The organism is Sphingomonas rubra (assembly GCF_900115745.1).
Lineage (GTDB): Bacteria > Pseudomonadota > Alphaproteobacteria > Sphingomonadales > Sphingomonadaceae > Sphingomonas > Sphingomonas rubra.
In genome coordinates this window covers 87,592-108,846 of the sequence record NZ_FOXP01000008.1, presented here as the reverse complement: position 1 = coordinate 108,846, position 21,255 = coordinate 87,592, and the positions used below count along the sequence as shown (strand labels likewise).

The following is a 21,255-nucleotide window of genomic DNA, read 5'->3' as shown; positions in this document are numbered from 1 at the left end:
CCCTGGATGCCGGGACGAGCCCGGCATGACGACGAGCCGGGGCATCATGCCGCCTCCACCGCGCGTGCGGCGTGTTCGCGGAAGAGCGCGTCCACCTGCGCGGCGCGGAGATCGTAGGTGTGTTCGGCCAGCACGCGGGCGAGGGCGGCCTGGCCGATCGCCCTCGCGCGCTCGGGTGTCAGGGCGGCCATGTGGTTGGCGACGTCCAGGGCATCGCGGGCCACCAGAACCTCCTGGTCGGGAATCAGGAACTGCTCGATCCCCTTCCACGCGTCGGTGATGAGGCAGGCGGCGGCGCCGGCGGCCTCGAACACGCGGGTGGCGGGGGAGAAGCCGATATGCGCCATCGAGTCGCGGGCGACGTTGAGGACGGCCTTGGGCGTGCAGTTGAAGGCGTTGTGCTCGGCCGTGTAGACGTGGCCGCGGTGGCGCACGTTCTGCGGCATCTGCTTCGTGTCCCAACCGTTGCCGCCGATCAGGAACTGACGGTTGGGGAGCGCGGCGGCGGGCTTGAGGAAGAATTCTTCGACCCGCGCCTCGCGGTCGGGGAGGCGGTTGCCGAGAAAGGCGAGGTCGCAGGCGAAGCGATCGTCGGGTGCGACGGGGAAGTGGGTCTCGGGATCGAGCGCGTTGTAGACGGGGACGCAGGTCGCCGCACCGAAGTCGCGGTACGCGTCGACCACGGGCGGGCCGCCGCCATAGGTGAGGACCATGTCGAGGTCGGGGAGTGCGTTCAGGACGGGATGGTCGGGTGCCCCCCGCATCTCGTCGAGGGTGGCGGCGGCGTCGACGTCCCAGAAGATCTTGAGGGCATGGGGGCTGGCGTGTTCGACGATGCCTTCGAGCAGTTCGCGGTCGAAGACGCCGACGCCGTTGGCCTTGACGACGATGTCGGCGGCGGCGGCCTCGGCAAGGACGGCGCGCATCGCATCCGGCGTGGCGGGGTAGACGACGCTCTTGGCGTAAGCCGGTGGGTCGATGTCGCGGTGCTGCTGGCGATCGAAGGCGTCGGGCTCGTAGAAAATGATGTCGTGGCCGTGGGCGGCGAGCGCCTTCAGGATGCCGCGATAATAGGTCGCGGCGCCGTTCCAGTAGGAGGAGAGGAGGCTGGAGCCGTAGAAGGCGATCTTCATGCCGCGTCCTTTCGGGGGGCGGAGTCGAGGGAAGCGACGATGGCGAGCAGCTCGTCGGCGCGGTGGGCGCAGGTGTGGCGGGCGCGGATCGTCTCCAGGCCGGAGGCGACCAGCGAGGCCCTGAGTTCCGCGTCGTCGGCGATGGCGCGGATCGCGGCGGTGGCCGCGTCACCGTCACCAACCGTCAGATAGTCCTGCCCGGGGCGGAAAAGGTGTTCGGCATCCTCCCAGGGGGCGGAGATCAGGGGGATGCCGCAGGCCAGCGCCTCGAACACGCGGATGGTGGGAATGCCGGGGAGGATGGTGGAATAATAGCGGCGCGGCACGTGGACGGTCGCCATCGCGCGCGCGAAGATCTCGGGCGCGCGGGCGTTGGGAGCCCAGCCGTGATAGGTGACGCCGTAACGTGCGAGCATCGCCTTCGCGTCGTCGGGGTAGCGGACGCCGTAGATGTCGAGCGGCTCGCCGGCGTCACGGGCGGGAGCGAGGAGGAACTGCTCGATCTCGGCAGTGCGCTCGCCGTCGCCCCAGTTGCCGATCCAGACGAGGCCCTTCCGCTCGCCTTCCTCCGCGGGGGGCGCGAAGAGGCGGGTGTCGGCGGCCTCGTGCCAGGTCCAGACGCGGGTTCCCCAGCCCCAGCCGCGATAGACCTCCGACAGCGTCTCGCCGAAGGCGAGGATGCCGTCGTAATGCTGGAGGTCGAAGGCGCGCATCTCCTCCGGCGCGCTGACGGCGCGGTGGTGGGTGTCGTGGAACAGGAGCGTGAAGCGGCCGCCCGCGGCGCGGAGCCGGCCGACCTCGGCGACGAGCGCGGGATCGTTCCACTCGTGGACGATGACGACGTCGGCGCCGTCGACCATTTCCTCGACGCGGGGGGTGGCAGCGTAGGTCGTCGAGGAGAGTTCGGGATAGGCGCGGTAGAAGGGGATCAGACCGTGCTCGCCCGCGTCGGACAGGAGGTTGGACAGGCTCCAGTTGCCGGCGGGCTCGAAGGCGCGGACCTGGTGGCCGCGGGCGATCAGTTCGCGCAAGGTCCCGCGGACGAAATGGGCGTTGCCGTGGTTCCAGCAGGAGAGGAGCGAGTGGGTGAAATAGACGATCTTCATCAGGCGGCCGACTGGAGGGAAGGGGTGAGCAGGCCGGCGTAGATCGCGGCCATCGCGCCCGCCATCGCGGCGGGCGTGTAGCGGGCGGCACGGAGACGCGCGGCCTCGCCGAGATGGGTGCGGAGTGCCGGATCGGCCTCGATGCGGCGGATCGCGGCGGCGTACGCCTCGGGCGTCTCGTCGGCGACCAAGAGCGCGGCGCCGGTCCAGAGTTCGCGGAAGGTGTCGATGTTCGATAGGACGAGTGGGCAGCCGGCCAGCGCCGCTTCGAGCACGGACAGGCCGAAGGGTTCGAAGCGGGTGGCGGAGACGTGGATCGGGCGGCTCGCCAGCGCCTGCGCGATCTCGGCGTCGGAGAGGATGCCGAGGTGGTCGAGGTGGGCGACGCTCACGGTCTCGCCGTGCGGGCCGGCAAGGGGGCCGGCGGCGCGGAAGGGAGTGTCGAGGAGGGCGGCCACCTGATCGAGGAGGGCGGTGTTCTTGACCGGGTCCCAGAGGCGGCCGGCGGTGAAGGCGCTGGGGGTGGCGGGCGTGTCGCTCGGGGGCGGCGCGGTGCGGCCGTTGTGGACGACGAGCGGGGCGGTGGGGTGGTCGTAGAGGCGCTGGATCGTCGCGGCGAAGGCGGCGCTGGGCGCGACCACGGCGTCGGCGGCGGCGAGGCCCTGCGCCATGAGGTCGGCGTGCCAGGCGTAGTCGGGGGTGGGCGGCGTGCCGTGGGCGGCTTCCCACCAGGCGGCGATGCAGCCGTGGGCAACGGCGACGACCGGCACGGGGAAGCGGGTGTCGGCGGCCAGCGTGGGGGAGTTGAGGTGGATCAGATCGGCGTTCACCTCCGTCGCGAGGGCGGCGATGGCGGCGGCGGATCGGGTGACCTCGGTGGGGCTGGTGGCGAGCCAGTCCAAGGGGAGGTTGGTGTGGATGATGTCGAGTGGGGCGTGCTGGTCGTCCTCACCCTTCCGGCGCTGCGCGCCTCCCTCCTGCTCCCGGAGGGAAAGGGAATTGGGGCCCATGACGGCGAGCACCGTTTCCACGCCGAGCGGCCGCAGCGCGGTCGCGAGTTCGGTCGAATATTGCCACACGCCGCCGACGGCGTCGGTGGTCATCAGGAGGCGGGTCACGAGGCGGCCTGGAGGAGGGGCTCGTCGATCGGCAGGTTGAGGCGGCGCTCGGCGGCGAGCCAGCGGGCGAGTTCGGCCACGCCCGAGCGCCAGTTGACCTTCGGGGCGAGGCCGAGCGCCTTTTCGGCGCTGCGGGTGTCGGCGACGAAATAGCGCTGGTCGCCTGCGCGCCAGTCCGAATAGCGCACGTCGACCGGGCGGCCGACCAGCGCCTCGATATGGGCGAGCAGCTGGCGGAGCGACACGGCGTTGGCGGGGCCGCCGCCCAGGTTGAAGGCGCGACCCTTGACCTGGTCGATCCGCTGCCATGCTCGGACATAGGCGTCGACGGCGTTGGAGACGTCGAGGATGTCGCGCACCTGGAGGCCGTCGCCGTAGAGGGTGATCGGCTTGCCCTCCAGCGCGCGGATCAGGAAATGGGCGACCCAGCCCTGATCCTCGGTGCCCATCTGGCGCTGGCCGTAGATGCAGCTCATCCGCATGACCGCCGTCGGCACGCCGAAGCTGCGGGCGTAGTCGAGGACGTACTGGTCGGCCGCGCCCTTCGACACGCCGTAAGGGGTGTGGAAGTCGAGCGGGCGGTCCTCGCCGATGCCATGGTTGCGGACAGTTGGGTCGACGGGCGCGTAGGCGTCGCCGACCAGTTGATAATCGAGGTCGGCGAGGTCGCCGTAGACCTTGTTGGTGGAGGCGAAGATCAGCGGCGTGCCGTCGTTCCGCTCGCGCAGCGCCTCCAGAAGGTTGAGCGTGCCTTCGATGTTGATGGCGAAGTCGGCGCGGGGGTCGGCCATCGAGGTGGTGACGGCGACCTGCGCGGCGAGGTGGAAGACGGCCTTTGCGTCTCGCGCGGCACCAGCGAGAGCGGTGGCGTCGCGGATGTCGGCGACGATGGGCTCGATGCGGTCGCCGTGGCGGGACCGGAGCCAGGCGAGGTTGCGCTCGACGCCGGGGCGGGAGAGCGCGTCGTAGAGGCGGACGCGGTGGCCGTCCGCGGCGAGGCGATCGGCGAGGTTGGAGCCGATGAAGCCAGCGCCGCCGGTGATGAGGATGGGAGCGTCGGTCATTAGTGTACCTCCCCGGCACGGGGAGGGGGACCGCGTCGCGCAGCGGCGTGGTGGAGGGGCAGCCAAGCAGCGCCGCCGTCCGTGACTACCCCTCCACCACCGGCTGCGCCGGCGGTCCCCCTCCCCGTGCCGGGGAGGTATGAGAAGGCCGCCATCACGCGACCAGGCCGCGCTGTTCGAGTTCGGCGCGCATCTGTTCGACCTTGTCGGTGGCGGTCTGTTCGGCGACCCATTCCGCGAGCACCGCGAGGCCCTGCTGGAAGTCCTGGGTGGCTTCGAAACCGAGCTTCTCCTTCGACGCCGAGGTATCGCAGAAGCAGTGGCGGATGTCGCCGATGCGCGCCTTGCCGACGATCACGGGGGCGATGTCGTTCTTGCCCATGGCGCGGGCGAGTTCGGTCGCGACCTCGGTCACCGAGCGGTCGTGGCCCGAGCCGATGTTGAAGGTGCCGCCGGCCGCCTGGGGCAGCGTCAAGGCGTCGGCGAAGGCGCGGGCGACGTCAGAGACGTGGACGAAGTCGCGGCGCTGCTCGCCGTCCTCGAAGATCATCGGCTGCTGGCCGTTGAGCAGGCGCGAGGCGAAGATGGCGAGCACGCCGGTATAGGGATTGGAGAGCGCCTGGCCGGGGCCGTAGACGTTGAACAGGCGCAGGCACACGCCCTCCATCCCGTAAGGGGCGGCCATGATGTGGGTGGTGCGCTCCTGCACGTATTTGTTGAGCGCGTAGATCGACGACAGGTTGGGACGCTTCCACTCGGGCGTCGCGACCGGCGTGAGCGGGCGGCCGTGCGCGTCGACGGGTTCCCAGTTGGACAGGCCGTCCTTCAAACCGTGGCGCTCGGCGTCCTGCACCAGCTCGCCGTCGGCGTCGCGGTAGAGGCCCTCGCCGTAGATCGACATGGAGGAGGCGGTGACGACGCGGCGGACGGGCTGATCGATCAGCTGCTCGAACAGCACGGCGGTGCCGACATCGTTGGTGGAGGTGTAGCGTTCCACCTCGTACATCGACTGGCCGACGCCGACCTCGGCCGCCAGGTGGACGACACTGTCGACACCCTTGAGCGCGCGGGCGACGGCGTCCTTGTCGCGCACGTCGCCGCGGATCAGCTCGGCCTCCGGGTCGAGCATCTTGGAGCCGTCGACCTCGCCGTGGACCTGCTCGATCAGGCTGTCGAGCACGCGCACCTTGTTGCCGCGTCGGAGCAGCTCTTCCGTGACGAAACGGCCGATAAAGCCGGCGCCGCCGGTGATGAGCACGGTTTCGGTCATTCTTCCCCCAATTGATCCACATCAATGACGCCGAGACGCCACCATGTCCGTTGACGATGTTCCGACGCGCGTGCCTCTGGACAGTCTTCGGCCGGAATAGCTATCGACGGTGGAACGATCCAGCATCTTCTTTGTTCCTGCTGGCGTACGCCGCGTCGTCGGCGACGGCGGGGATGACCTGGATCAATATTACGGGATGGAAGCGGTTGGCGGCGACATTTCTCCTGATTCGACACGCCGCGCACATCCATCTCGACCGTATCTTCTCCGGGCGGATGGCGGGCGTGCCGCTGAGCGAGGCGGGCGAGGCGCAGGCGGCGCGGCTGGGCCGGGCGCTGGCGGGGACGGCGATCGACCTCGTCGCGCACAGCCCGCTCGATCGTACGCGCGAGACCGCCGAGGCGATCGCGGCGGCGCAGAACGGCGCGCCGGCGCTGGTGGCGGTGGACGACCTGATCGAGATCGACCTGGGCGAGTGGACGGGGCGGCCGCTGGGCAGCTTCGACGACGAGCCGGCCTGGACGGCGTGGAACGCACGGCGCGGCAGTGCGCGCATCCCCGGCGGCGAGACCATGGCGGAAGCGCAAGGCAGGATCGTGCGGGCGCTGGCCACGCTTGCGGCCGCGCATGACGGGCGGACGGTGGCGGTGGTGAGCCACGCCGACATGATCCGCGGGGCGGTGGCGCACGTGCTGGGCCTGCCGCTGGACCATCTGCTGCGCTTCGACGTCGACCCCGCCTCGGTCAGTCGGCTGGTGTGGGGCGACTGGGGCGCGCGAATGATGAGCTTGAACGAGAAAGTAGGCGAATGACGGTCGAAGCGGCGATGATCTGGAACGAGCCCAACAACAAGTCGCACTGGGACCCGGCGGTCGATCCCGACTGGTCGATCTTCGCCGACACGGTGGCGCGGGCGGGCCGGGCGATCCACCGCGCCAATCCGGGCGTGACGCGCGTGCTGGGCGGCATGTCGCCGATCGACCCGTCGTGGCTTCAGCGGATCGAGGCGCACGGATGCCTCGATCAGGTGGACGTGATCGCGGTGCACGGCTTTCCGCTCGACTGGAATTTATGGTCGATCCACGACTGGCCGCAGCGCATCGCCGACATCGAGGCGGTGACGGACAAGCCGGTATGGGTGACCGAGGTCGGTGTTGGATCGTTCGGGGCGGAGGAGGTGCAGGTGTTCGGCCTGAAGCGCACCGCCGAACTGCTGATCGGGCGGGTGCCCAACATCTACTGGTACTCGCTGTTCGACCTGCCGATGGAATGGGGCGCGGAGACGCGGCACCGCGAGGCGGAGGGATCGAGCTATTACCGGCATTTCTACATGGGGCTGATCCGGCCCGACGGGACGCCGAAGCCCGCGCTGGAGGAATATGCCAAGGTGGCGAGCGAGATGGGGCTGATGCAGTGGTTCCATTATCACGACCCGCGGCTGGACGACGCGGTCGAATGGATGAAGCGGCTGGGGACGAGGAAGCTGCGCACCGGCCTCAGCTGGGCGGACAGTTTCCGGCCGGACGCGCTGGGCTGGTTCGACCGGCAGATGGAGGCGCTGGCGGACTTCGACGTGACCGTCACCTTCTGCTTCACGCCCGAGCATCTGGGGGTGCAGCCGCACCACACCAGCGCGGCACGCGATCCGCAGGGCTTCGCCGATTTCTGCACGCAGATGATCGAGCGTTACGCGCCCGCGACCGTGGAGACGGTGGCGGCGTGACGCGTCACGTGTCCGAAGGGACGGCGGCGTCGATCGCGTCCTGCACCCGGTCGAGCGGCACGTCGCGCTCGACCTCGCCGATCTCTGCCGCGTCGAAGGGGATGTCGAGCTTGCGGGCGATGCGGGCGACGAGCGCGGTCAGCCGCGACAGCTCGTGCTCGGCGAGCAGGTTGATGTGGAGATCCAGGTCGGCGCGGCGGTCGGCGGCGGCGGCCATGCGGTTCTGGCTGATGAGCACGAAGGTCGACAGGAAGATCGCCTCCACCGACGCGACCATCGCCAGCACCACGAAGCTCGGATCGAACGGCCGGACGATCGGCAGCCAGCCGAGGTTGACGACGATCCAGCCGCCGAACAGCGTGAGGTGGATGGCGACGAACGACATCGATCCGGCAAAGGCGGTAATCGCGTCCGACAGGCGTCCGCCGAGCGGCGCCTCCGCGGCGGTTCGCCGCCGACGCTCGGCCAGCCGCTCGATATTTTCCTGCAACGTGTGGTCGATGCCGGCGGGCGGGGGAGCGGTGGACATGCGGGCTCAAGCGAGCGCCATGGGTGAGGGTTCCCGATGACCGAGACGATGCGCGCGGCGGTGCTCTCCGCCCCCGGAACGATGGAGCTGGTCGAGACGGTTCGACCTGAGCCGGGGTCGGGCGAGGTGCGGGTGCGGCTGGAGGGATGCGGGGTGTGCGCGTCCAACGTGGAGCCGTTCGAGGGGCAGCCCTGGTCGACCTTTCCCGGCGACGCGGGCGGGCTGGGGCACGAAGGCTGGGGCGTGGTCGACGCGGTCGGCGCGGGCGTGACCTCGGTCGCGGTGGGTGACCGGGTGGCGACGCTCGCGGGGCGGAGCTTCGCCGAGTATGATGTGGCCGCCGAGGACGCGGTGGTGGTGCTGCCCGCCGCGCTGGACGGCCAGCCGTTTCCGGGCGAGCCGCTGGGCTGCGCGATGAACATCTTCCGCCGGAGCGACATCCGGGCGGGGCAGTGGGTGGCGATCGTCGGCATCGGCTTTCTCGGCGCGGTGCTGACGCGGCTGGCGACGGAGGCGGGGGCGAGGGTGATCGCGATCTCGCGGCGGCAATCGTCGCTCGACCTCGCCAAGGCGTTCGGCGCCGCCGAGACGGTGGCGATGGACGATCACTGGCGGATCATCGAGGCGGTCAAGGCGATCACCGGCGAAGCCTTGTGCGAGCGGGTGATCGAGGCGGTCGGCAAGCAGTGGCCGCTCGACCTGGCGGGCGAGCTGGTCGGATATGGCGGGCGGCTGGTGATCGCGGGCTATCACCAGGACGGGCCTCGGCAGGTGTCGATGCAGATGTGGAACTGGAAGGGGATCGACGTCGCCAACGCGCACGAGCGCGATCCGGCGGTGGCGCTCAGGGGCTTGCGCGAGGCGGTGGACGCGGTGACGACCGGGCGGCTCGATCCGGCGCCGCTGTATACGCACCAGTACGCGCTGGATGACGTGGCGGAGGCGATCGAGGCGACGCGGGACAAGCCGGACGGGTTCGTGAAGGCGCTGATTACGTATTGAGGCGGGAACTGTCCTCACCCTTCGCCGGCTGCGCCGTCTTTTCCCTCTCCCGGGGGAGAGGGAGGGAGGCGCGTCAGCGCCGGAAGGGTGAGGACATCCGAGAGGAAATGGATGTGACGATGCTCAAACTCGGTTTCCTCGGCACCGGCTGGATCGGGCGGCACCGGATGGCGGCGATGCTCGGGACCGGGCTGGTCGAGGCGGTCGCGGTGTCCGATCCGAGCGCCGAGATGGCGGCGGAAGCGCGGGCGCTGGCGCCCGAGGCGGCGCTGGTCGGGTCGTTGAACGAGATGCTGGCCTTGGGCCTCGACGGGGTGGTGATCGCGTCGCCTAGCGCGCTCCATGCCGAACAGTCGATCGTGGCGCTGGAGGCGGGGGCAGCGGTGTTCTGTCAGAAGCCGCTGGGGCGGTCGGCGGCGGAGGCGGCGGCGGTGGTCGCGGCGGCGCGTGACGCGGACCGGCTGCTGGGGGTGGATTTCTCCTATCGGTTTACCGATGGGGTCGCAAAGATCGCGGAGATCGTGCGCGATGGGGGGCTCGGCCGGGTGCAGGCGGTCGATCTGGTGTTCCACAATGCCTATGGGCCCGACAAGCCGTGGTTCTACGACCGCGCGCAGTCGGGGGGCGGGTGCGTGATGGATCTGGGCGTGCACCTCGTCGATCTCGCCTTGTGGGTGCTGGGGCTTCCGGAAGTGGTGCGGGTGGAATCGCATCTGTTCGCTGGCGGCGTGCCGCTGGTGGGCGACGCGGTGGAGGATTTCGCGGTGGCGACGCTAACGCTGACGGGGGGCACGGTGGTGCGGCTCGCCTGCTCGTGGCGGCTGCATGCCGGGCGCGACGCGGTGATCGAGGCGAGCTTCTACGGCAGCGAGGGTGGGGCGGGGTTTCGCAACGTCGGGGGCTCGTTCTACGATTTCGTGGCGGACCGGTATCGCGGCACGGTGAGCGAGCGGGTGAGCGAGGGGGATGCCGACTGGGGCGGTCGCGCCGGGGTCGATTGGGTCCGACGGCTCGCGGGCGGCGAGCGGTTCGGGCAGGATGCCGAGGCGCTGGTGACGGTGGCGGCGACGCTGGACGCGATCTACGCGGGTGGTGTGGGGTAGATTGAGCGCGCGCTTTTGCCTTTCCGTCATGCCGGACTTGATCCGGCATCCATGGCTCCGCGAGAGCAACTGTCGTGGTTTGTGCGGAACGATGGACCCCGGATCAAGTCCGGGGTGACGGAATGAGTGGGGCGGACGCGTGGCCCTTCATCGCTCACTCGTCATCCCAGCGCCTCGCTGGAAGAGGGGGCGTCAGAAGTCCCGGATCACCTGCAGGAAGGCGTCGCCATAGGCCTCCAGCTTGCGGGCGCCGATGCCGGAGAGGACGCCGAGGGCGGCGGGGCTCGACGGGCGTCGCGCCGCCATGTCGCGCAACGTGGAATCGTGGAAGATGACGTAGGGGGGGACGCCCGCTTCTTTCGCCAACTCGCGGCGTTTCTCGCGCAGCGCCTCGAACAGGGGATTGTCGGCGGGGTTGGCGGTGACGGGGGCGGCGCGTTTGCCGCGGCGTTCGCGCTTGGGGGGCACGATCACCGACAAGGTGTCGCCGCCCTTCAGCAGTCCGCGCGCGCCGGGGCCGAATTCGAGACCGCCGTGCTCGTTGGCGCGGATCGCATCCCGCAAGGCGAGCGCGCGGCCGACGGGCTTGATGAGCGCGGCCTCGTCTCCGTCGACGATGCCCCAGACCGACAGCGCCTCGTGGCCGTTCTGGATGCTGCGGTCGGTCGACTGGCCGAGCAGCACCTGCTCGATATAGCCATGGCCGAACATCTGGCCGGTGCGGAAGACGGCGGACAGGAATTTCCGCGCGAGTTCGGTGGCATCCACGGCGTCGGAGGAGCCGAGGCAATTGTCGCAATTGCCGCAATCTTGCTCCAGCTCCTCGCCGAAATGCTTGAGCAGGATGCGGCGACGGCAGCCGCCGGTCTCGACCAGCGCGCCGAGCGCCTGGAGGCGGTGGCGCTCGCCGGCTTGGCGCTCGGGCTCGACCTCGGCGATGCGCTGGCGGGCGCGGACGAAATCCTCGGCGCCCCAGAACAGGTGCGCGACGGAAGGGTCGCCGTCGCGGCCGGCGCGGCCGGTCTCCTGGTAGTACGCCTCAATCGATTTGGGGAGGCCGGCATGGGCGACGAAGCGCACGTCGGGCTTGTCGATGCCCATGCCGAAGGCGACGGTGGCGCAGATCACCATATCCTCCGATGCGACGAAATCGGCCTGGTTCTTCGCCCGAACGGCGGGGTCGAGGCCGGCGTGGTAGGCGCGGGTCGGGCGGCCGGTGCGCGACAACGTTTCCGCCAGCTTCTCGGTGGCGGCGCGGGTCTGGGCGTAGACGATGCCGGGGCCGGGGGTGGCGGCGATCACGTCGGCGATCTGGCGCGTCGTCTGGGCGCGCGGGGAGATGTGGTAGCGGATGTTGGGACGGTCGAAGCCGGAGACGATCGTGCCGTCCGCCGGGATGCCGAGCTGGCGGGCGATGTCGGCGCGGGTGTGCGCGTCGGCGGTGGCGGTGAGGGCGAGGCGGGGGACGTCGGGGAAGGCGTCCATCAGCGGGCCGAGCAGGCGATAGTCGGGGCGGAAATCGTGGCCCCATTCGCTGACACAGTGCGCCTCGTCGATCGCGAACAGGCTCAAGGGGGCCTGTTCGAGCAGGTCGCGGAAATGGGTGCCGGACGCACGTTCGGGCGCGACGTAGAGCAGGTCGAGTTCGCCGCGCTTCAGCCGGGCGATCGTCTCGCCCCGGTTCTCGTCGACCGAGGTGAGGGTGGCGGCGCTGATCCCGACCGCGGTGGCGGCGCGGAGCTGGTCGTGCATCAGTGCGATCAGTGGGGAGACGACGACGCAGGTGCCGTCCATCATGGTGGCGGGGAGCTGATAGCAGAGGGACTTGCCCGCGCCGGTCGGCATCACCGCCAACGTGCGCTGCCGGGCGAGGACGCGTGTCACCACCTCCGCCTGGACGCCGCGGAACTGGGGGAAGCCGAAGATGCGTTGGAGATGGGGTAGCGGATCGAGATCGGGGGACATCGCGTGCGCCTATAGCGTTACGGGGCGAGGAACGGGAAAGGACTTATGATGCAGGCGGTGCGCGACAACCGGTCGGAGCAGGAGTTCACGCTGGAAGTGGACGGCGAGGTCGCGGTGGCGGCGTATCAGCGCGAGGGCGATACGATCGTGTTCACTCACACGCTGGTGCCGGCGCGGCTGGAGGGGCATGGCGTCGGCAGCCGGTTGATCCGCGGGAGCCTCGACCTGGCGCGGGACCAGGGGTTGAAGGTGGTGCCGCAATGTCCGTTCGTGCGGGCGTTCATCGAGAAGCATCCGGCGTATCGGGATCTGGTGTGACAGGCTCGGCCCAGCGGAGGGGATCGTTTCAGAAATCCTCGTCACCCCGGACTTGATCCGGGTCCATGGTTCCGCACCCTCTCACGCCGTTGGTCACGCGGCACCATGGATGCCGGGTCAGGCCCGGCATGACGAAGCGGTGGCGGGCTGGAGTTGCGAGCGATCACTCCGCCGCCAGTGCTTCCTCGCGTTCCCTCGCCTGGCGCGCCCACATGCCGGCGTAGAGGCCGCCGCGACGGAGGAGCTCCGCGTGGGTGCCGCGTTCGGCGACGCGGCCGGCGTCGAGGACGACGATCTGGTCGGCGTGGATCACCGTCGACAGGCGGTGGGCGATGACGATGGTGGTGCGGCCGCGCTCGACCGATTCGAGTGTTTCGAGGATATCGGCCTCGGTGCGGCTGTCGAGCGCGCTGGTCGCCTCGTCGAGGATCAGGATCGGCGGGTTCTTGACCAGGGTGCGGGCGATGGCGACGCGCTGCTTCTCGCCGCCCGACAGCTTCAGCCCGCGCTCGCCGACGCGGGTGTCGTAGCCGTCGGGCTGGCGCTCGATGAAGGGCGCGATGGCGGCACCTTGCGCGGCGCGGGCGACCTCGGCGTCGCTCGCGCCCTCGCGACCGTAGGCGATGTTGTAGCCGATGGTGTCGTTGAACAGCACCGTGTCCTGGGGGACGATGCCGATCGCGGCGCGCAAGGAAGCCTGGGTGACGGCCGCCACTGGCTGGCCGTCGATGGTGATGCGGCCTTCGTTCACGTCGTAGAAGCGGTAGAGGAGGCGGGCGAGCGTCGATTTGCCGGCGCCCGATGCGCCGACGACGGCGCAGGTGGTGCCGGCGGGGACGTCGAGGTCGAGGCCGTCCAGGATCGGGCGATCCTCGTCGTAGCCGAAGCGGACGCCCTCGAAACGGACGTGGCCGCGGGTGACGAGGAGCGGTGTGGCGTCGGGTGCGTCGACGACCTCGGCGGGGGTGTCGATCAGCTCGAACATCGAGCCCATGTCGATCGCGCCCTGGCGGATGGTGCGGTAGACCATGCCGAGCAGGTCGAGCGGGCGGAACAGCTGCGCGAGCAATGTCGAGACGAACACCACGTCGCCGGCGGAGAAGCTGCCGCGGCTCCAGCCCCAGGCGACATAGGCCATGCCGCCGCCGAGCATCAGGTTGGTGATCGCCGCCTGGCCGACGTTGAGCCAGGCGAGCGAATTCTCCGACTTGGTGGCGGCGCGGGCATAGGCGTCGACGGCGTTCTCGTAGCGGGTCGCCTCGCGCTCCTCGGCGCCGAAATATTTCACCGTCTCGAAGTTCAGGAGCGAGTCGACGGCGTGCGCGACGGCGCCGGTGTCGAGGTCGTTCATGCGGGTGCGCAGCGCGTTGCGCCAATCGGTGACGATCCGGGTGAACCAGATATAGGCGACCACCATCGCCGACGTGGCGGCGACCAGCGGCCAGCCGAAGCTGCGCCAGAAGATGCCGAGCACCAGCCCGAGTTCCAGCACCGTCGGGGCGATGTTGAACAGGATGAAATAGAGCATCGTGTCGATGCTCTTGGTGCCGCGCTCGACCACCTTGGTGACCGCGCCGGTGCGGCGTTCGAGGTGGAAGCGGAGGGAGAGCGCGTGGAGGTGGCGGAAGACGTCGGCGGCGAGGCGGCGGGTCGCGTCCTGGCCGACGCGCTCGAACACGGCGTTGCGGAGATTGTCGAACAGCGTCGCGGCGAAGCGGGAGGCGGCGTAGGCGGCGACCAGCAGCATCACCAGCGTGACGAGACCGCGGTCGCCTACCGCCATCCGGTCGACCGCGTATTTGAGCGTGTAGGCGGCGCCGAACACCTGCACGAGCTTGGAGGCGAGGACGAGCAGCATCGCGCCCGAGATGCGCAGGCGCAGCATCGGTTCGCCCGCGGGCCAGAGATAGGGGAGGAAGCGCCGGAGCGTAGGGATCAGCGGCGCGGTTGCGGCGGAGGACGGATCGGAGGGTGGCATTACCCGCCCATGTCGGGTGCCGTGCGGGCGGGAGCAACACCCACGGGCATGGCAAAGCTGTCAAGCGCCGTTCGTCGCATCGGGAACCGCTTCGTCGCAGAGCCGTTTTTTCATCGTGGATGGAGGCGGTTATGGACGCGTTGTTCTACGTGGTGGCGATCTTGGGATGCGGAGACGGCAATGCGCCGTGCACGCAGGCGCGTCTCGTGCCGACCCGTTACGAGACGCTGGCGCAGTGCCGCGCGGCACTGCCGCAGCAGATCGCAATGAATACCGACCTGGCCTTCCCGTCGATCGGCGCGGATTGTCGCGCGACGGGGACGCGGGTGGCGAAGGCGGAAGGTGCGAAGCGGCAAGGCTGAAGTGCCTCCGTCTGTCAAGGTAGAAGGTTGCCCCGTGTTCCGGCGGATGCCGAACCTGGAGCCGAGTAGAGAAACGTTCGACGGCAATCGCGGGCCTGGGCTCCGGCGTTCACCGGGATGCGGTAATCCATAGGCTCAATCGTCAGTCTTTGGGCCGCTTCCATAACGCCGTATCGCGCGGCGCTTCGTCGTACAGGGCGTGTCGGCGCACCGCTTGCCATCCAGCAGACGCGATGAATCCCACCTTTTGCGCCTTGGACGTCGTCACCCGCCGGTCCCACGCCGTTGCGCCGCGCGCCGCGACGGTGCGGCCGATGGCGCCGTAGATGTTCGCCGCCGACAGCACCGCCCAGGCCGAGCGAAGGGAGAGGGCGCGGGTGCCAATCCGGGCCGATGCCTCGAACGCCGCGGCCCGAGTGGCGAGGCGCTGGCCGAGGATCGCGAGGCGTGGGCGGAAATGGGGCTTGAGGACTTCGCCCGGCGGCATGTCCATCTCGACCAGCCAGTCGACCGGCAGGTAGCAGCGGCCGGCGCGATCGTCCTCGTCCAGGTCGCGAGCGATGTTCGAAAGCTGGAAGGCGAGGCCGAGGTCACAGGCGCGGTCGAGGGTCGCGTCGTCGGTCGGCGGCACGCCCATCACGACCGCCATCATGCAGCCGACGACGCCCGCGACGTGGTAGCAGTAACGGTAGAGATCGTCCTCGCTGCGCGGCCGCCACTCGTCCGCGTCGAGCTGGAAACCGGCAATGAGGTCGCGCGGCCAGCGCGCGGGCATCGCCGTTTCCGCGGCAACGACGCGCAGGCCGTCGAAGGCGGGGTCGCCGACCACCTCGCCGGCGAGTGCCGCTTCTGTCATCGCGCGCATCTCGGCAAGGCGCGCGGGGGCGTCGTCGACGCGGCTCATGGTGTGGCCGTGGTCCTGCCCGTCGGCGATGTCGTCGCAGCGGCGGCACCAGGCGTAGAGCAGCCACGCCCGCTCGCGCGTGGCGGGATCGAACAGCGTCGAGGCGGCGGCGAAGCTCTTCGACCCCTTGGCGATCGACTCGCGGGCGGCGGCGACCAGCGCGGTTCGATCCAGGTCGGTCGTCAAAGGTCGGCGGCGCTCATGCGGACGATAGGACGCGTCGGCACGTGCGCCGCCATGCGGTCCAGCAGCAGCGGCAGCGTGTCGGCGACGATCAGCAAGTCGCGGTGTTGCGCGCGCAGGAAACCGACCTCGCCCATCTTTTCCCAGAAGGCGATCAGCGGATCGTAATAGCCGGCGACGTTGAGCAGCCCGACGGGATCGGCGTGGTAGCCGAGCTGCGCCCAGCTGAGCGCCTCCCACAATTCGTCCATGGTGCCGGTGCCGCCGGGAATGGTGACGAAGCCGTCGGAGAGTTCGGTGAACTTGGCCTTGCGGTCGTGCATGCCGGCGACGACGTGGAGCTCGGTCAGGCCGCGGTGAGCGACCTCGGCATCGACCAGCGCCTGCGGGATGACGCCGATCACCTCGCCGCCCGCGGACAGCGCCGCATCGGCGACCGCACCCATGAGGCCGAGGCGGCCGCCGCCGTAGACGACACCGATGCCGCGTTCGACGAGCGCGCGCCCGATCGCGCGGGCGGAGTCGATATAGACGGGGTCGGCGGGGGTGGCGGAGCCGCAGTAGATGGCGAGGCGCTTCATGCCCCGGCGCTACGCCAGCAGCCGGGGCGGGGCAAGCGAGGCGGTCAGGCCGCCGCGCCGATCAGACCTTGGCGGTGCTGCTGCCGCCTTCCGAATACAGTTCCGCGTAGCGACGGGTGATGGTGGGCAGCGCCTCGTCCAGCCACTGCGCCATCCGCTGCTCCTCGGCGAGCGACTGCTGGAGCAGCGAGGTCGCCTTAGAGAAGGTGCCGTCCTCGGCCAGGGTGAGGAGCGACTTGTAGCCGGCGATCTCGAAATGCTCGAAGGCGTAATTGGCGAAGCTGTTCTTCAGGATCTCGTCGCCCGCGACGCTGTGGACGATCGCGGCCATGCTGCCCGACAGGCTGAGCCCAGCATCCTTCAGCGCCGATCCGCCGGTGTCGAACTCGGCCAGGATGTCGTCGAGGCGCTGGATCTGCTGCTCGGTCTCGGCGATGTGGCGGTGGAGCTGATCGGCGACCTCGGGATAATGTTCGATCCGCTTAACCTGCGGCGTCATGATCGAGAGCGCCTGCTTCTCGACGGCGTGAAGGTTCTTCGCGCCGGTGATGAAGAGGTCGCGGATGGTATCCTGTGAAGCGGGCATCGTCTGTCCTTTCGATTGTCGGAACAGGAAACGAGCGCACCCCCGGTAAGTCGTTTCCGCGGGGAAACGATCGGCCGAATTTCTGGCTGATGTGGATCAGTGCGTGGCGGCGCGTCCGTTCAGGCCGCAGCTACGCGATCGGTTCGCTCAGCGAACGGCATCGTGATCGCGGGCAGCGACCGGAAGCCAGGACGGGCGAACAGATACCCCTGCATGTAGTGGATGCCGATGTCGCGCAGCGCGTGGTACTCGGCGGCGGTCTCGACTCCCTCGGCGATCACGGTGATGCCGAGCGCGTTCGCCATGCGGACCACGCCGTCGACGATGATCCGGCGCGGCAGGCTGCTGGCCAGGTCGCGGATCAGGTCCATGTCGAGCTTGATGAGGTCGGTCTGGAACTTGGCGAGCAGGCCGAGCCCGGCGTGACCCGCGCCGAAATCGTCGATCGCGGTGGTGAAGCCCATCTTGCGATAGGCGTCGATGATCGTGCGGACATGGTCGGTGTCGACCATCTCCTCATTCTCGGTGAATTCGAAGATCAGGCGATCCGTGCGGAGGCCGACGGCGCGGGCCGTCTTCAGCGTCAGCTGGATGCACGCAACCGGCGAGTAGACCGCATTGGGGAGGAAGTTGATCGACAGGCGGGCGTCGGTATCGGCGATCCCCGCCGCCACGGCGCCCTCGATCGCCGCGACGCGACACTGCTGGTCGAAGGCGTAGCGGTTGTCCGCGGTGACCTGGGCCAGCACGTCGGCCGCACTCTCCCCATTGGCGCCGCGCACCAGCGCCTCATAGGCGAAGGGACGCCCGGTCCGCACGTCGACGATCGGCTGGAAGGCCATGGCGATGGAGAAGTCCATCTGCTCCTTCCGACACCCCTGACAGCCACTCGACATCCATGTTCTCCCTGTTCCGCGAAGGGTTAGGGATGTCCGGCTAACAAGGTGTAAACCGAAAGACCGCGGTGCTTCTATCCCTCCAGCATCAGCTTGGCCGTCGCCTTGGCGCTGCCGACGACGCCGGGAATACCGGCGCCCGGATGGGTGCCGGCACCGACGAAGTAGAGATTGGGGATCGCGTCGTCGCGGTTGTGGACGCGGAAATAGGCGCTCTGGGTCAGGATCGGCTCCAGGCTGAAGGCGCTGCCGAGATGGGCGTTCAGATCCTGCGAGAAATCCTTGGGCGTGTAGCTGAACTTGGTGACGATCCGGTCGTGAATGTCGGGGATCAGGCGGCGGCCGACCTCGTCGAGGATGCGGCGTTCGAGAATCGGGGCGATCTCGTCCCAGTCGACCGGGAACTTGCCCATATGTGGGACGGGGGCGAGGACGTAGAAGGTCGAGTGGCCCTCGGGCGCGAGGCTGGGGTCCGTTACGGTCGGGTGGTGGAGATAGAGCGAGAAATCCTCCGCCAGCACGCCGTGATCGTAGATGTCCTCGAGCAGTTCTTTGTACCGCGGTCCGAACAGGATCATGTGGTGGGGGATGCCCGGCCAGCTGCCCTTGATGCCGAAATGAGTGACGAACAGCGACGGCGAGTATTTCTTGCGCTCCAGCCGCGCCTTGGTTCGTTGGGACGAGCGCGAGGTGGAGAGGAGGTCGCGGTAGCTGTGCATGATGTCGCCGTTGCAGGCGACCATGTCCGCCTCGGCCTGCCAGCCGCTCTGCGTCACCACGCCGGTGGCGCGGTCGCCGAGCGTCTCGATGCGGGCGACGGGGTCGCCCAAGCGCATCGTGCCGCCGATCCGCTCGAACTGGGTGACGAGGCCGGCGACGAGGCGGTTAGTGCCGCCCTTGGCGAACCACACGCCGCCGTCACGCTCCAGCTTGTGGATCAGCGCGTAGATCGCGCTGGTGGTCATCGGGTTGCCGCCGACAAGCAGGGTGTGGAAGGACAGCGCCTCGCGCAGCTTCTCCGACTGCACGAAGCTGGACACGATCGAGTAGACCGAGCGCCACGCCTGGTATTTGGCGAGTGCGGGCGCGGCCTTTATCATCGAGGCGAAGTCGAGAAAGGCGACGTGGCCGAGCTTCTCGTAGCCTTCGTGAAAGACGCCGGCGGAGTAGCGGAGGAACTTCTGATAACCCTCCCAGTCGCCGGGGTGGAGCCGGTCGATCTCCGCCTTCAGCACCGTGTCGTCGTTGGTATAGTCGAAATTGGTGCCGTCGGCCCAATTGAGGCGGTAGAAGGGAGAGACGGGTTCCAGCTCGATGTCGTCGCGCATCGCGCGGCCGGTGAGCGTCCACAGCTCCTCCAGGCACGCAGGATCGGTGATGACGGTGGGGCCGGCGTCGAAGGTGAAGCCGTCCCGCTCCCAGTAATAAGCGCGGCCGCCGGGCTTGTCGCGCGCTTCGACGACCGTGGTCTGAACGCCCGCCGATTGCAGGCGAATGGCGAGCGCCAGGCCGCCGAAACCGGCGCCGACGACGATGGCGCGCTTCATCGTGCGGCCCCCGCGCCCGATCCGATCAGTGCGCGCACGGCGCGGCCGACCGGAACCGGGGGCCTGCCCATCAGCACGCGTGCCTTGTCACCCATCGTGGATTGTCCTGCATAGAAGCGGCCGATCAGCCGCGGGTCGAGCCGGTAGAAGCGTTGAAGAACACGGTAGCGCTCGTCCGGTTCGGCGGCGCGGAAGAGCATGGTGTCGAGCATCCGGTAGAAGCCGCGCGCCTGCCACGTCGCCTTGGCGAGCGCGTAGGTGGCGTCGTGGAGCGCGGCGCTCGCGAAGTCGGTGCGCCGGGCGATTGCGGCGGCGGTGCGGACGGCGTCGGGCAGCGAGTAGCCGGTGGTCGGGTGGAACAGCCCCGCGCGCATCCCCGCCTTGGCCAGGTGCCGCCCGCCGCTGCGCCAATAGGCGTCGAAGTCGCCGCCCATCACCACGGGCAGCACGCCGCGCTCCTCGTGCAGCGGCTCGTTGCGGGGCCAGGCGGTGGCGCCGTCGGCATCGGCCGCGACCTGCCAGCCGCGCGCCGCGGCATAGGCGTCGATCCGGCGCGACACGGCCTTGTGGTTGAGGCTGGCGGAGTCGCTGTAATAGGTGTCCTCGACGAACACGCGGGTGGGCGAGAAGGGCAGGCAGTAGACGAAGCGATAGCCGTCGAGCTGGGTCACGGTGGCGTCCATCACCACCGGCCGTTCCAGCCCGTGCCCGTCCGGCACGACCAGCTCGCGACCGACGAATTTCTGCCAGCCGGCCTCCAGCGGACCGAGATCGGCAGCGCCGCGCGCGTCGATCACGCCGGTCGCCTCGATCCGGTCGCCGTCGGCGAGGGTGACGGTGGTCGGGGTGACGGCCGCGACCTTGCGGCCGAGCATCAGCGCGCGATCGGGCAGGCGGGCGCGGACCACGGCGTCGAGGCGGGCGCTCTCGATCGAGTAATAGGTCTGGTTGATGGTGCGGGCGTGGGCGGGGAAGGCGACGTCGTAGGCGCGCCAGCCGTGACAGACGAGCGGCTCGACGATCCAGCGGTCGGCCTGCGCCACGTCCGAGCCGAAGAACGACCAGATGTGGTTGCCGCCGACCACGTCGGCGACGTCGATCAGGCGCAGGTCGAGCGTGGGGTGCCTCGCCGCCAGCGCGAGCGCGAGGAGCCCGCCGGCGAGCCCGGCACCGACGATCGCGACGTCGCAGCGGATTGTGGCGGCCATGCGACCAGCGCCTAGCGCGGATCGGGCCGGAACGGAAAAGCTTTCCCGCACGGCATCGACATGGATTAGCGTGGTCGCCATGCCGCCGACGCTTTCCACCGCCCGCCTGATCCTGACGCCGTCGAATGCGACGGAGCTGGATGACTTCGCCGCGCTGAATGCCGATCCGGCGGTGGTCGGACCGATCGGTACAGGGGTGCAGACGCGCGAGCAGAGCTGGCATCGCCTGCTGCGCTACGTCGGCCATTGGCAGGTGCTCGGTTACGGGAACTGGACGGTGCGCGACACGGCGGGCCTGTTTCTGGGATCGGTCGGGCTGTTGGACTCGCGGCGCGACAGCGTGCCGTCGTTCGAAGGCGAGGTGGAGGCGGGCTGGGCGTTCATGCCCGCGGCGCATGGGCGGGGCTATGCCATGGAAGCGTGCGCGGCGATGCTCGGCTGGGCGGATGCGCACGGGATTGCGCGGACGTTATGTATGATCGGGCCGGACAATGCGGCGTCGCTCCGGCTGGCGGGGCGGCTGGGGTATGGGGGCGGAGCCGCTGGGTGGTACGCGGAGAAGGCGATCGTATTGTTGGAGCGGGCGGCGGCTGTCGAGCGTGTGACCTAGCCACTTCCCGCACCGTCACCCCGGACCTCCGCACCGTCACCCCGGACTTGATCCGGGGTCCATGGCTCC

21 protein-coding genes are annotated in these 21,255 nt (G+C 69.4%); 7 read left to right on the top strand and 14 right to left on the bottom strand.

From position 1 onward, the window contains the following. Window positions 1-44: 44 nt before the first annotated feature. The 5 genes from BM145_RS11205 to BM145_RS11185 all read right to left on the bottom strand — a co-directional run bounded on the left by BM145_RS11205 (window position 45) and on the right by BM145_RS11185 (window position 5,691). Window positions 45-1,133 (bottom strand): CgeB family protein, encoded by a 1,089-nt coding sequence (locus BM145_RS11205; RefSeq protein WP_093333731.1) that lies wholly within the window; start codon window positions 1,131-1,133, stop codon window positions 45-47. Next, window positions 1,130-2,239 carry a CgeB family protein gene (locus tag BM145_RS11200; protein ID WP_093333730.1) on the bottom strand — a complete coding sequence of 370 codons (1,110 nt, stop codon included), beginning with the start codon at window positions 2,237-2,239 and terminating at the stop codon, window positions 1,130-1,132. The genes BM145_RS11205 and BM145_RS11200 overlap by 4 nt, the downstream gene beginning before the upstream one ends. Beyond that, window positions 2,239-3,342, bottom strand: coding sequence for a glycosyltransferase family 4 protein (locus tag BM145_RS11195; protein ID WP_093333807.1), 1,104 nt, complete (start codon window positions 3,340-3,342; stop codon window positions 2,239-2,241). The genes BM145_RS11200 and BM145_RS11195 overlap by 1 nt, the downstream gene beginning before the upstream one ends. Window positions 3,343-3,353: 11 nt before the next feature. Beyond that, window positions 3,354-4,421 carry an NAD-dependent epimerase/dehydratase family protein gene (locus BM145_RS11190; RefSeq protein ID WP_093333729.1) on the bottom strand — a complete coding sequence of 356 codons (1,068 nt, stop codon included), beginning with the start codon at window positions 4,419-4,421 and terminating at the stop codon, window positions 3,354-3,356. Window positions 4,422-4,575: 154 nt separating this feature from the next. Continuing rightward, window positions 4,576-5,691, bottom strand: coding sequence for an NAD-dependent epimerase/dehydratase family protein (locus BM145_RS11185; protein WP_093333728.1), 1,116 nt, complete (start codon window positions 5,689-5,691; stop codon window positions 4,576-4,578). Window positions 5,692-5,822: 131 nt separating this feature from the next. On the opposite strand from BM145_RS11185, the gene BM145_RS11180 reads away from it, so the two are divergent. Both BM145_RS11180 and BM145_RS11175 read left to right on the top strand, forming a co-directional pair. Beyond that, entirely contained in the window at window positions 5,823-6,503 is a 681-nt protein-coding gene (locus BM145_RS11180) for a histidine phosphatase family protein (protein WP_245739275.1), read from the top strand. Continuing rightward, window positions 6,500-7,414, top strand: a complete 915-nt coding sequence (locus BM145_RS11175) for a glycosyl hydrolase (RefSeq protein WP_093333727.1) — start codon at window positions 6,500-6,502, stop codon at window positions 7,412-7,414. Before BM145_RS11180 ends, BM145_RS11175 begins: the two co-directional genes overlap by 4 nt. 4 nt (window positions 7,415-7,418) lie before the next feature. Here BM145_RS11175 and BM145_RS11170 read toward each other — a convergent pair whose 3' ends face one another. Continuing rightward, window positions 7,419-7,943, bottom strand: a complete 525-nt coding sequence (locus tag BM145_RS11170; RefSeq protein WP_093333726.1) for a DUF1003 domain-containing protein — start codon at window positions 7,941-7,943, stop codon at window positions 7,419-7,421. A gap of 36 nt (window positions 7,944-7,979) precedes the next feature. On the opposite strand from BM145_RS11170, the gene BM145_RS11165 reads away from it, so the two are divergent. Together BM145_RS11165 and BM145_RS11160 are read left to right on the top strand one after the other, a co-directional pair. Then, a complete protein-coding gene (locus tag BM145_RS11165) occupies window positions 7,980-8,945 on the top strand; it encodes an MDR/zinc-dependent alcohol dehydrogenase-like family protein (RefSeq protein ID WP_218149653.1) in 966 nt (321 codons plus the stop codon). Window positions 8,946-9,064: 119 nt separating this feature from the next. Continuing rightward, window positions 9,065-10,048: a Gfo/Idh/MocA family protein gene (locus tag BM145_RS11160; protein WP_245739289.1), complete on the top strand. Its 984-nt coding sequence runs from the start codon at window positions 9,065-9,067 to the stop codon at window positions 10,046-10,048. A gap of 192 nt (window positions 10,049-10,240) precedes the next feature. Here the strand turns inward: BM145_RS11160 and recQ are convergent, their stop codons facing one another. Then, complete coding sequence (recQ, locus tag BM145_RS11155) at window positions 10,241-12,013, bottom strand: DNA helicase RecQ (protein ID WP_093333724.1); 1,773 nt, start codon at window positions 12,011-12,013, stop codon at window positions 10,241-10,243. Window positions 12,014-12,058: 45 nt separating this feature from the next. On the opposite strand from recQ, the gene BM145_RS11150 reads away from it, so the two are divergent. Beyond that, window positions 12,059-12,331, top strand: a complete 273-nt coding sequence (locus tag BM145_RS11150; RefSeq protein ID WP_245739273.1) for a GNAT family N-acetyltransferase — start codon at window positions 12,059-12,061, stop codon at window positions 12,329-12,331. Between the two features lie 163 nt (window positions 12,332-12,494). On the opposite strand, the gene BM145_RS11145 is transcribed toward BM145_RS11150, so the two are convergent. Then, window positions 12,495-14,309, bottom strand: a complete 1,815-nt coding sequence (locus BM145_RS11145; protein WP_093333723.1) for an ABCB family ABC transporter ATP-binding protein/permease — start codon at window positions 14,307-14,309, stop codon at window positions 12,495-12,497. 131 nt (window positions 14,310-14,440) lie between these two features. Here BM145_RS11145 and BM145_RS11140 point away from each other — a divergent pair, with 131 nt between their 5' ends. After that, window positions 14,441-14,671: a hypothetical protein gene (locus BM145_RS11140; RefSeq protein WP_093333722.1), complete on the top strand. Its 231-nt coding sequence runs from the start codon at window positions 14,441-14,443 to the stop codon at window positions 14,669-14,671. Between the two features lie 142 nt (window positions 14,672-14,813). Here BM145_RS11140 and BM145_RS11135 read toward each other — a convergent pair whose 3' ends face one another. The 6 genes from BM145_RS11135 to crtY form a co-directional block, all read right to left on the bottom strand. Next, window positions 14,814-15,761 carry a phytoene/squalene synthase family protein gene (locus BM145_RS11135; RefSeq protein WP_093333721.1) on the bottom strand — a complete coding sequence of 316 codons (948 nt, stop codon included), beginning with the start codon at window positions 15,759-15,761 and terminating at the stop codon, window positions 14,814-14,816. Next, window positions 15,758-16,339 carry an LOG family protein gene (locus BM145_RS11130; protein ID WP_093333720.1) on the bottom strand — a complete coding sequence of 194 codons (582 nt, stop codon included), beginning with the start codon at window positions 16,337-16,339 and terminating at the stop codon, window positions 15,758-15,760. Before BM145_RS11130 ends, BM145_RS11135 begins: the two co-directional genes overlap by 4 nt. Window positions 16,340-16,400: 61 nt before the next feature. Beyond that, window positions 16,401-16,925, bottom strand: a complete 525-nt coding sequence (locus BM145_RS11125) for a ferritin-like domain-containing protein (protein ID WP_093333719.1) — start codon at window positions 16,923-16,925, stop codon at window positions 16,401-16,403. A 119-nt stretch (window positions 16,926-17,044) separates the two neighbouring features. After that, a complete protein-coding gene (locus BM145_RS11120; RefSeq protein ID WP_483880908.1) occupies window positions 17,045-17,785 on the bottom strand; it encodes an EAL domain-containing protein in 741 nt (246 codons plus the stop codon). A gap of 110 nt (window positions 17,786-17,895) precedes the next feature. After that, on the bottom strand, window positions 17,896-19,368 hold the full coding sequence (locus tag BM145_RS11115; RefSeq protein WP_093333718.1) for a phytoene desaturase: 1,473 nt from the start codon (window positions 19,366-19,368) through the stop codon (window positions 17,896-17,898). Further along, complete coding sequence (gene crtY / locus BM145_RS11110) at window positions 19,365-20,576, bottom strand: lycopene beta-cyclase CrtY (RefSeq protein WP_093333717.1); 1,212 nt, start codon at window positions 20,574-20,576, stop codon at window positions 19,365-19,367. Before crtY ends, BM145_RS11115 begins: the two co-directional genes overlap by 4 nt. Window positions 20,577-20,655: 79 nt before the next feature. Here crtY and BM145_RS11105 point away from each other — a divergent pair, with 79 nt between their 5' ends. Continuing rightward, window positions 20,656-21,186, top strand: coding sequence for a GNAT family N-acetyltransferase (locus BM145_RS11105; protein WP_093333802.1), 531 nt, complete (start codon window positions 20,656-20,658; stop codon window positions 21,184-21,186). Window positions 21,187-21,255 lie beyond the last annotated feature (69 nt).

What these genes read in the sequence shown, in the direction of transcription:
- BM145_RS11105 (WP_093333802.1), top strand. Translation starts at nt 20,656, where the DNA reads ATGCCGCCGACGCTTTCCACCGCCCGCCTGATCCTGACGCCGTCGAAT.
- BM145_RS11175 (WP_093333727.1), top strand. Translation starts at nt 6,500, where the DNA reads ATGACGGTCGAAGCGGCGATGATCTGGAACGAGCCCAACAACAAGTCG.
- BM145_RS11115 (WP_093333718.1), bottom strand. Translation starts at nt 19,368, where the DNA reads ATGAAGCGCGCCATCGTCGTCGGCGCCGGTTTCGGCGGCCTGGCGCTC.
- BM145_RS11145 (WP_093333723.1), bottom strand. Translation starts at nt 14,309, where the DNA reads ATGCCACCCTCCGATCCGTCCTCCGCCGCAACCGCGCCGCTGATCCCT.
- BM145_RS11195 (WP_093333807.1), bottom strand. Translation starts at nt 3,342, where the DNA reads ATGACCACCGACGCCGTCGGCGGCGTGTGGCAATATTCGACCGAACTC.
- BM145_RS11160 (WP_245739289.1), top strand. Translation starts at nt 9,065, where the DNA reads ATGCTCAAACTCGGTTTCCTCGGCACCGGCTGGATCGGGCGGCACCGG.
- BM145_RS11125 (WP_093333719.1), bottom strand. Translation starts at nt 16,925, where the DNA reads ATGCCCGCTTCACAGGATACCATCCGCGACCTCTTCATCACCGGCGCG.
- BM145_RS11200 (WP_093333730.1), bottom strand. Translation starts at nt 2,239, where the DNA reads ATGAAGATCGTCTATTTCACCCACTCGCTCCTCTCCTGCTGGAACCAC.
- BM145_RS11140 (WP_093333722.1), top strand. Translation starts at nt 14,441, where the DNA reads ATGGACGCGTTGTTCTACGTGGTGGCGATCTTGGGATGCGGAGACGGC.
- BM145_RS11205 (WP_093333731.1), bottom strand. Translation starts at nt 1,133, where the DNA reads ATGAAGATCGCCTTCTACGGCTCCAGCCTCCTCTCCTCCTACTGGAAC.
- BM145_RS11165 (WP_218149653.1), top strand. Translation starts at nt 7,980, where the DNA reads ATGACCGAGACGATGCGCGCGGCGGTGCTCTCCGCCCCCGGAACGATG.
- BM145_RS11190 (WP_093333729.1), bottom strand. Translation starts at nt 4,421, where the DNA reads ATGACCGACGCTCCCATCCTCATCACCGGCGGCGCTGGCTTCATCGGC.
- BM145_RS11120 (WP_483880908.1), bottom strand. Translation starts at nt 17,785, where the DNA reads ATGGACTTCTCCATCGCCATGGCCTTCCAGCCGATCGTCGACGTGCGG.
- crtY (WP_093333717.1), bottom strand. Translation starts at nt 20,576, where the DNA reads ATGGCCGCCACAATCCGCTGCGACGTCGCGATCGTCGGTGCCGGGCTC.
- BM145_RS11150 (WP_245739273.1), top strand. Translation starts at nt 12,059, where the DNA reads ATGATGCAGGCGGTGCGCGACAACCGGTCGGAGCAGGAGTTCACGCTG.
- BM145_RS11185 (WP_093333728.1), bottom strand. Translation starts at nt 5,691, where the DNA reads ATGACCGAAACCGTGCTCATCACCGGCGGCGCCGGCTTTATCGGCCGT.
- BM145_RS11130 (WP_093333720.1), bottom strand. Translation starts at nt 16,339, where the DNA reads ATGAAGCGCCTCGCCATCTACTGCGGCTCCGCCACCCCCGCCGACCCC.
- BM145_RS11170 (WP_093333726.1), bottom strand. Translation starts at nt 7,943, where the DNA reads ATGTCCACCGCTCCCCCGCCCGCCGGCATCGACCACACGTTGCAGGAA.
- recQ (WP_093333724.1), bottom strand. Translation starts at nt 12,013, where the DNA reads ATGTCCCCCGATCTCGATCCGCTACCCCATCTCCAACGCATCTTCGGC.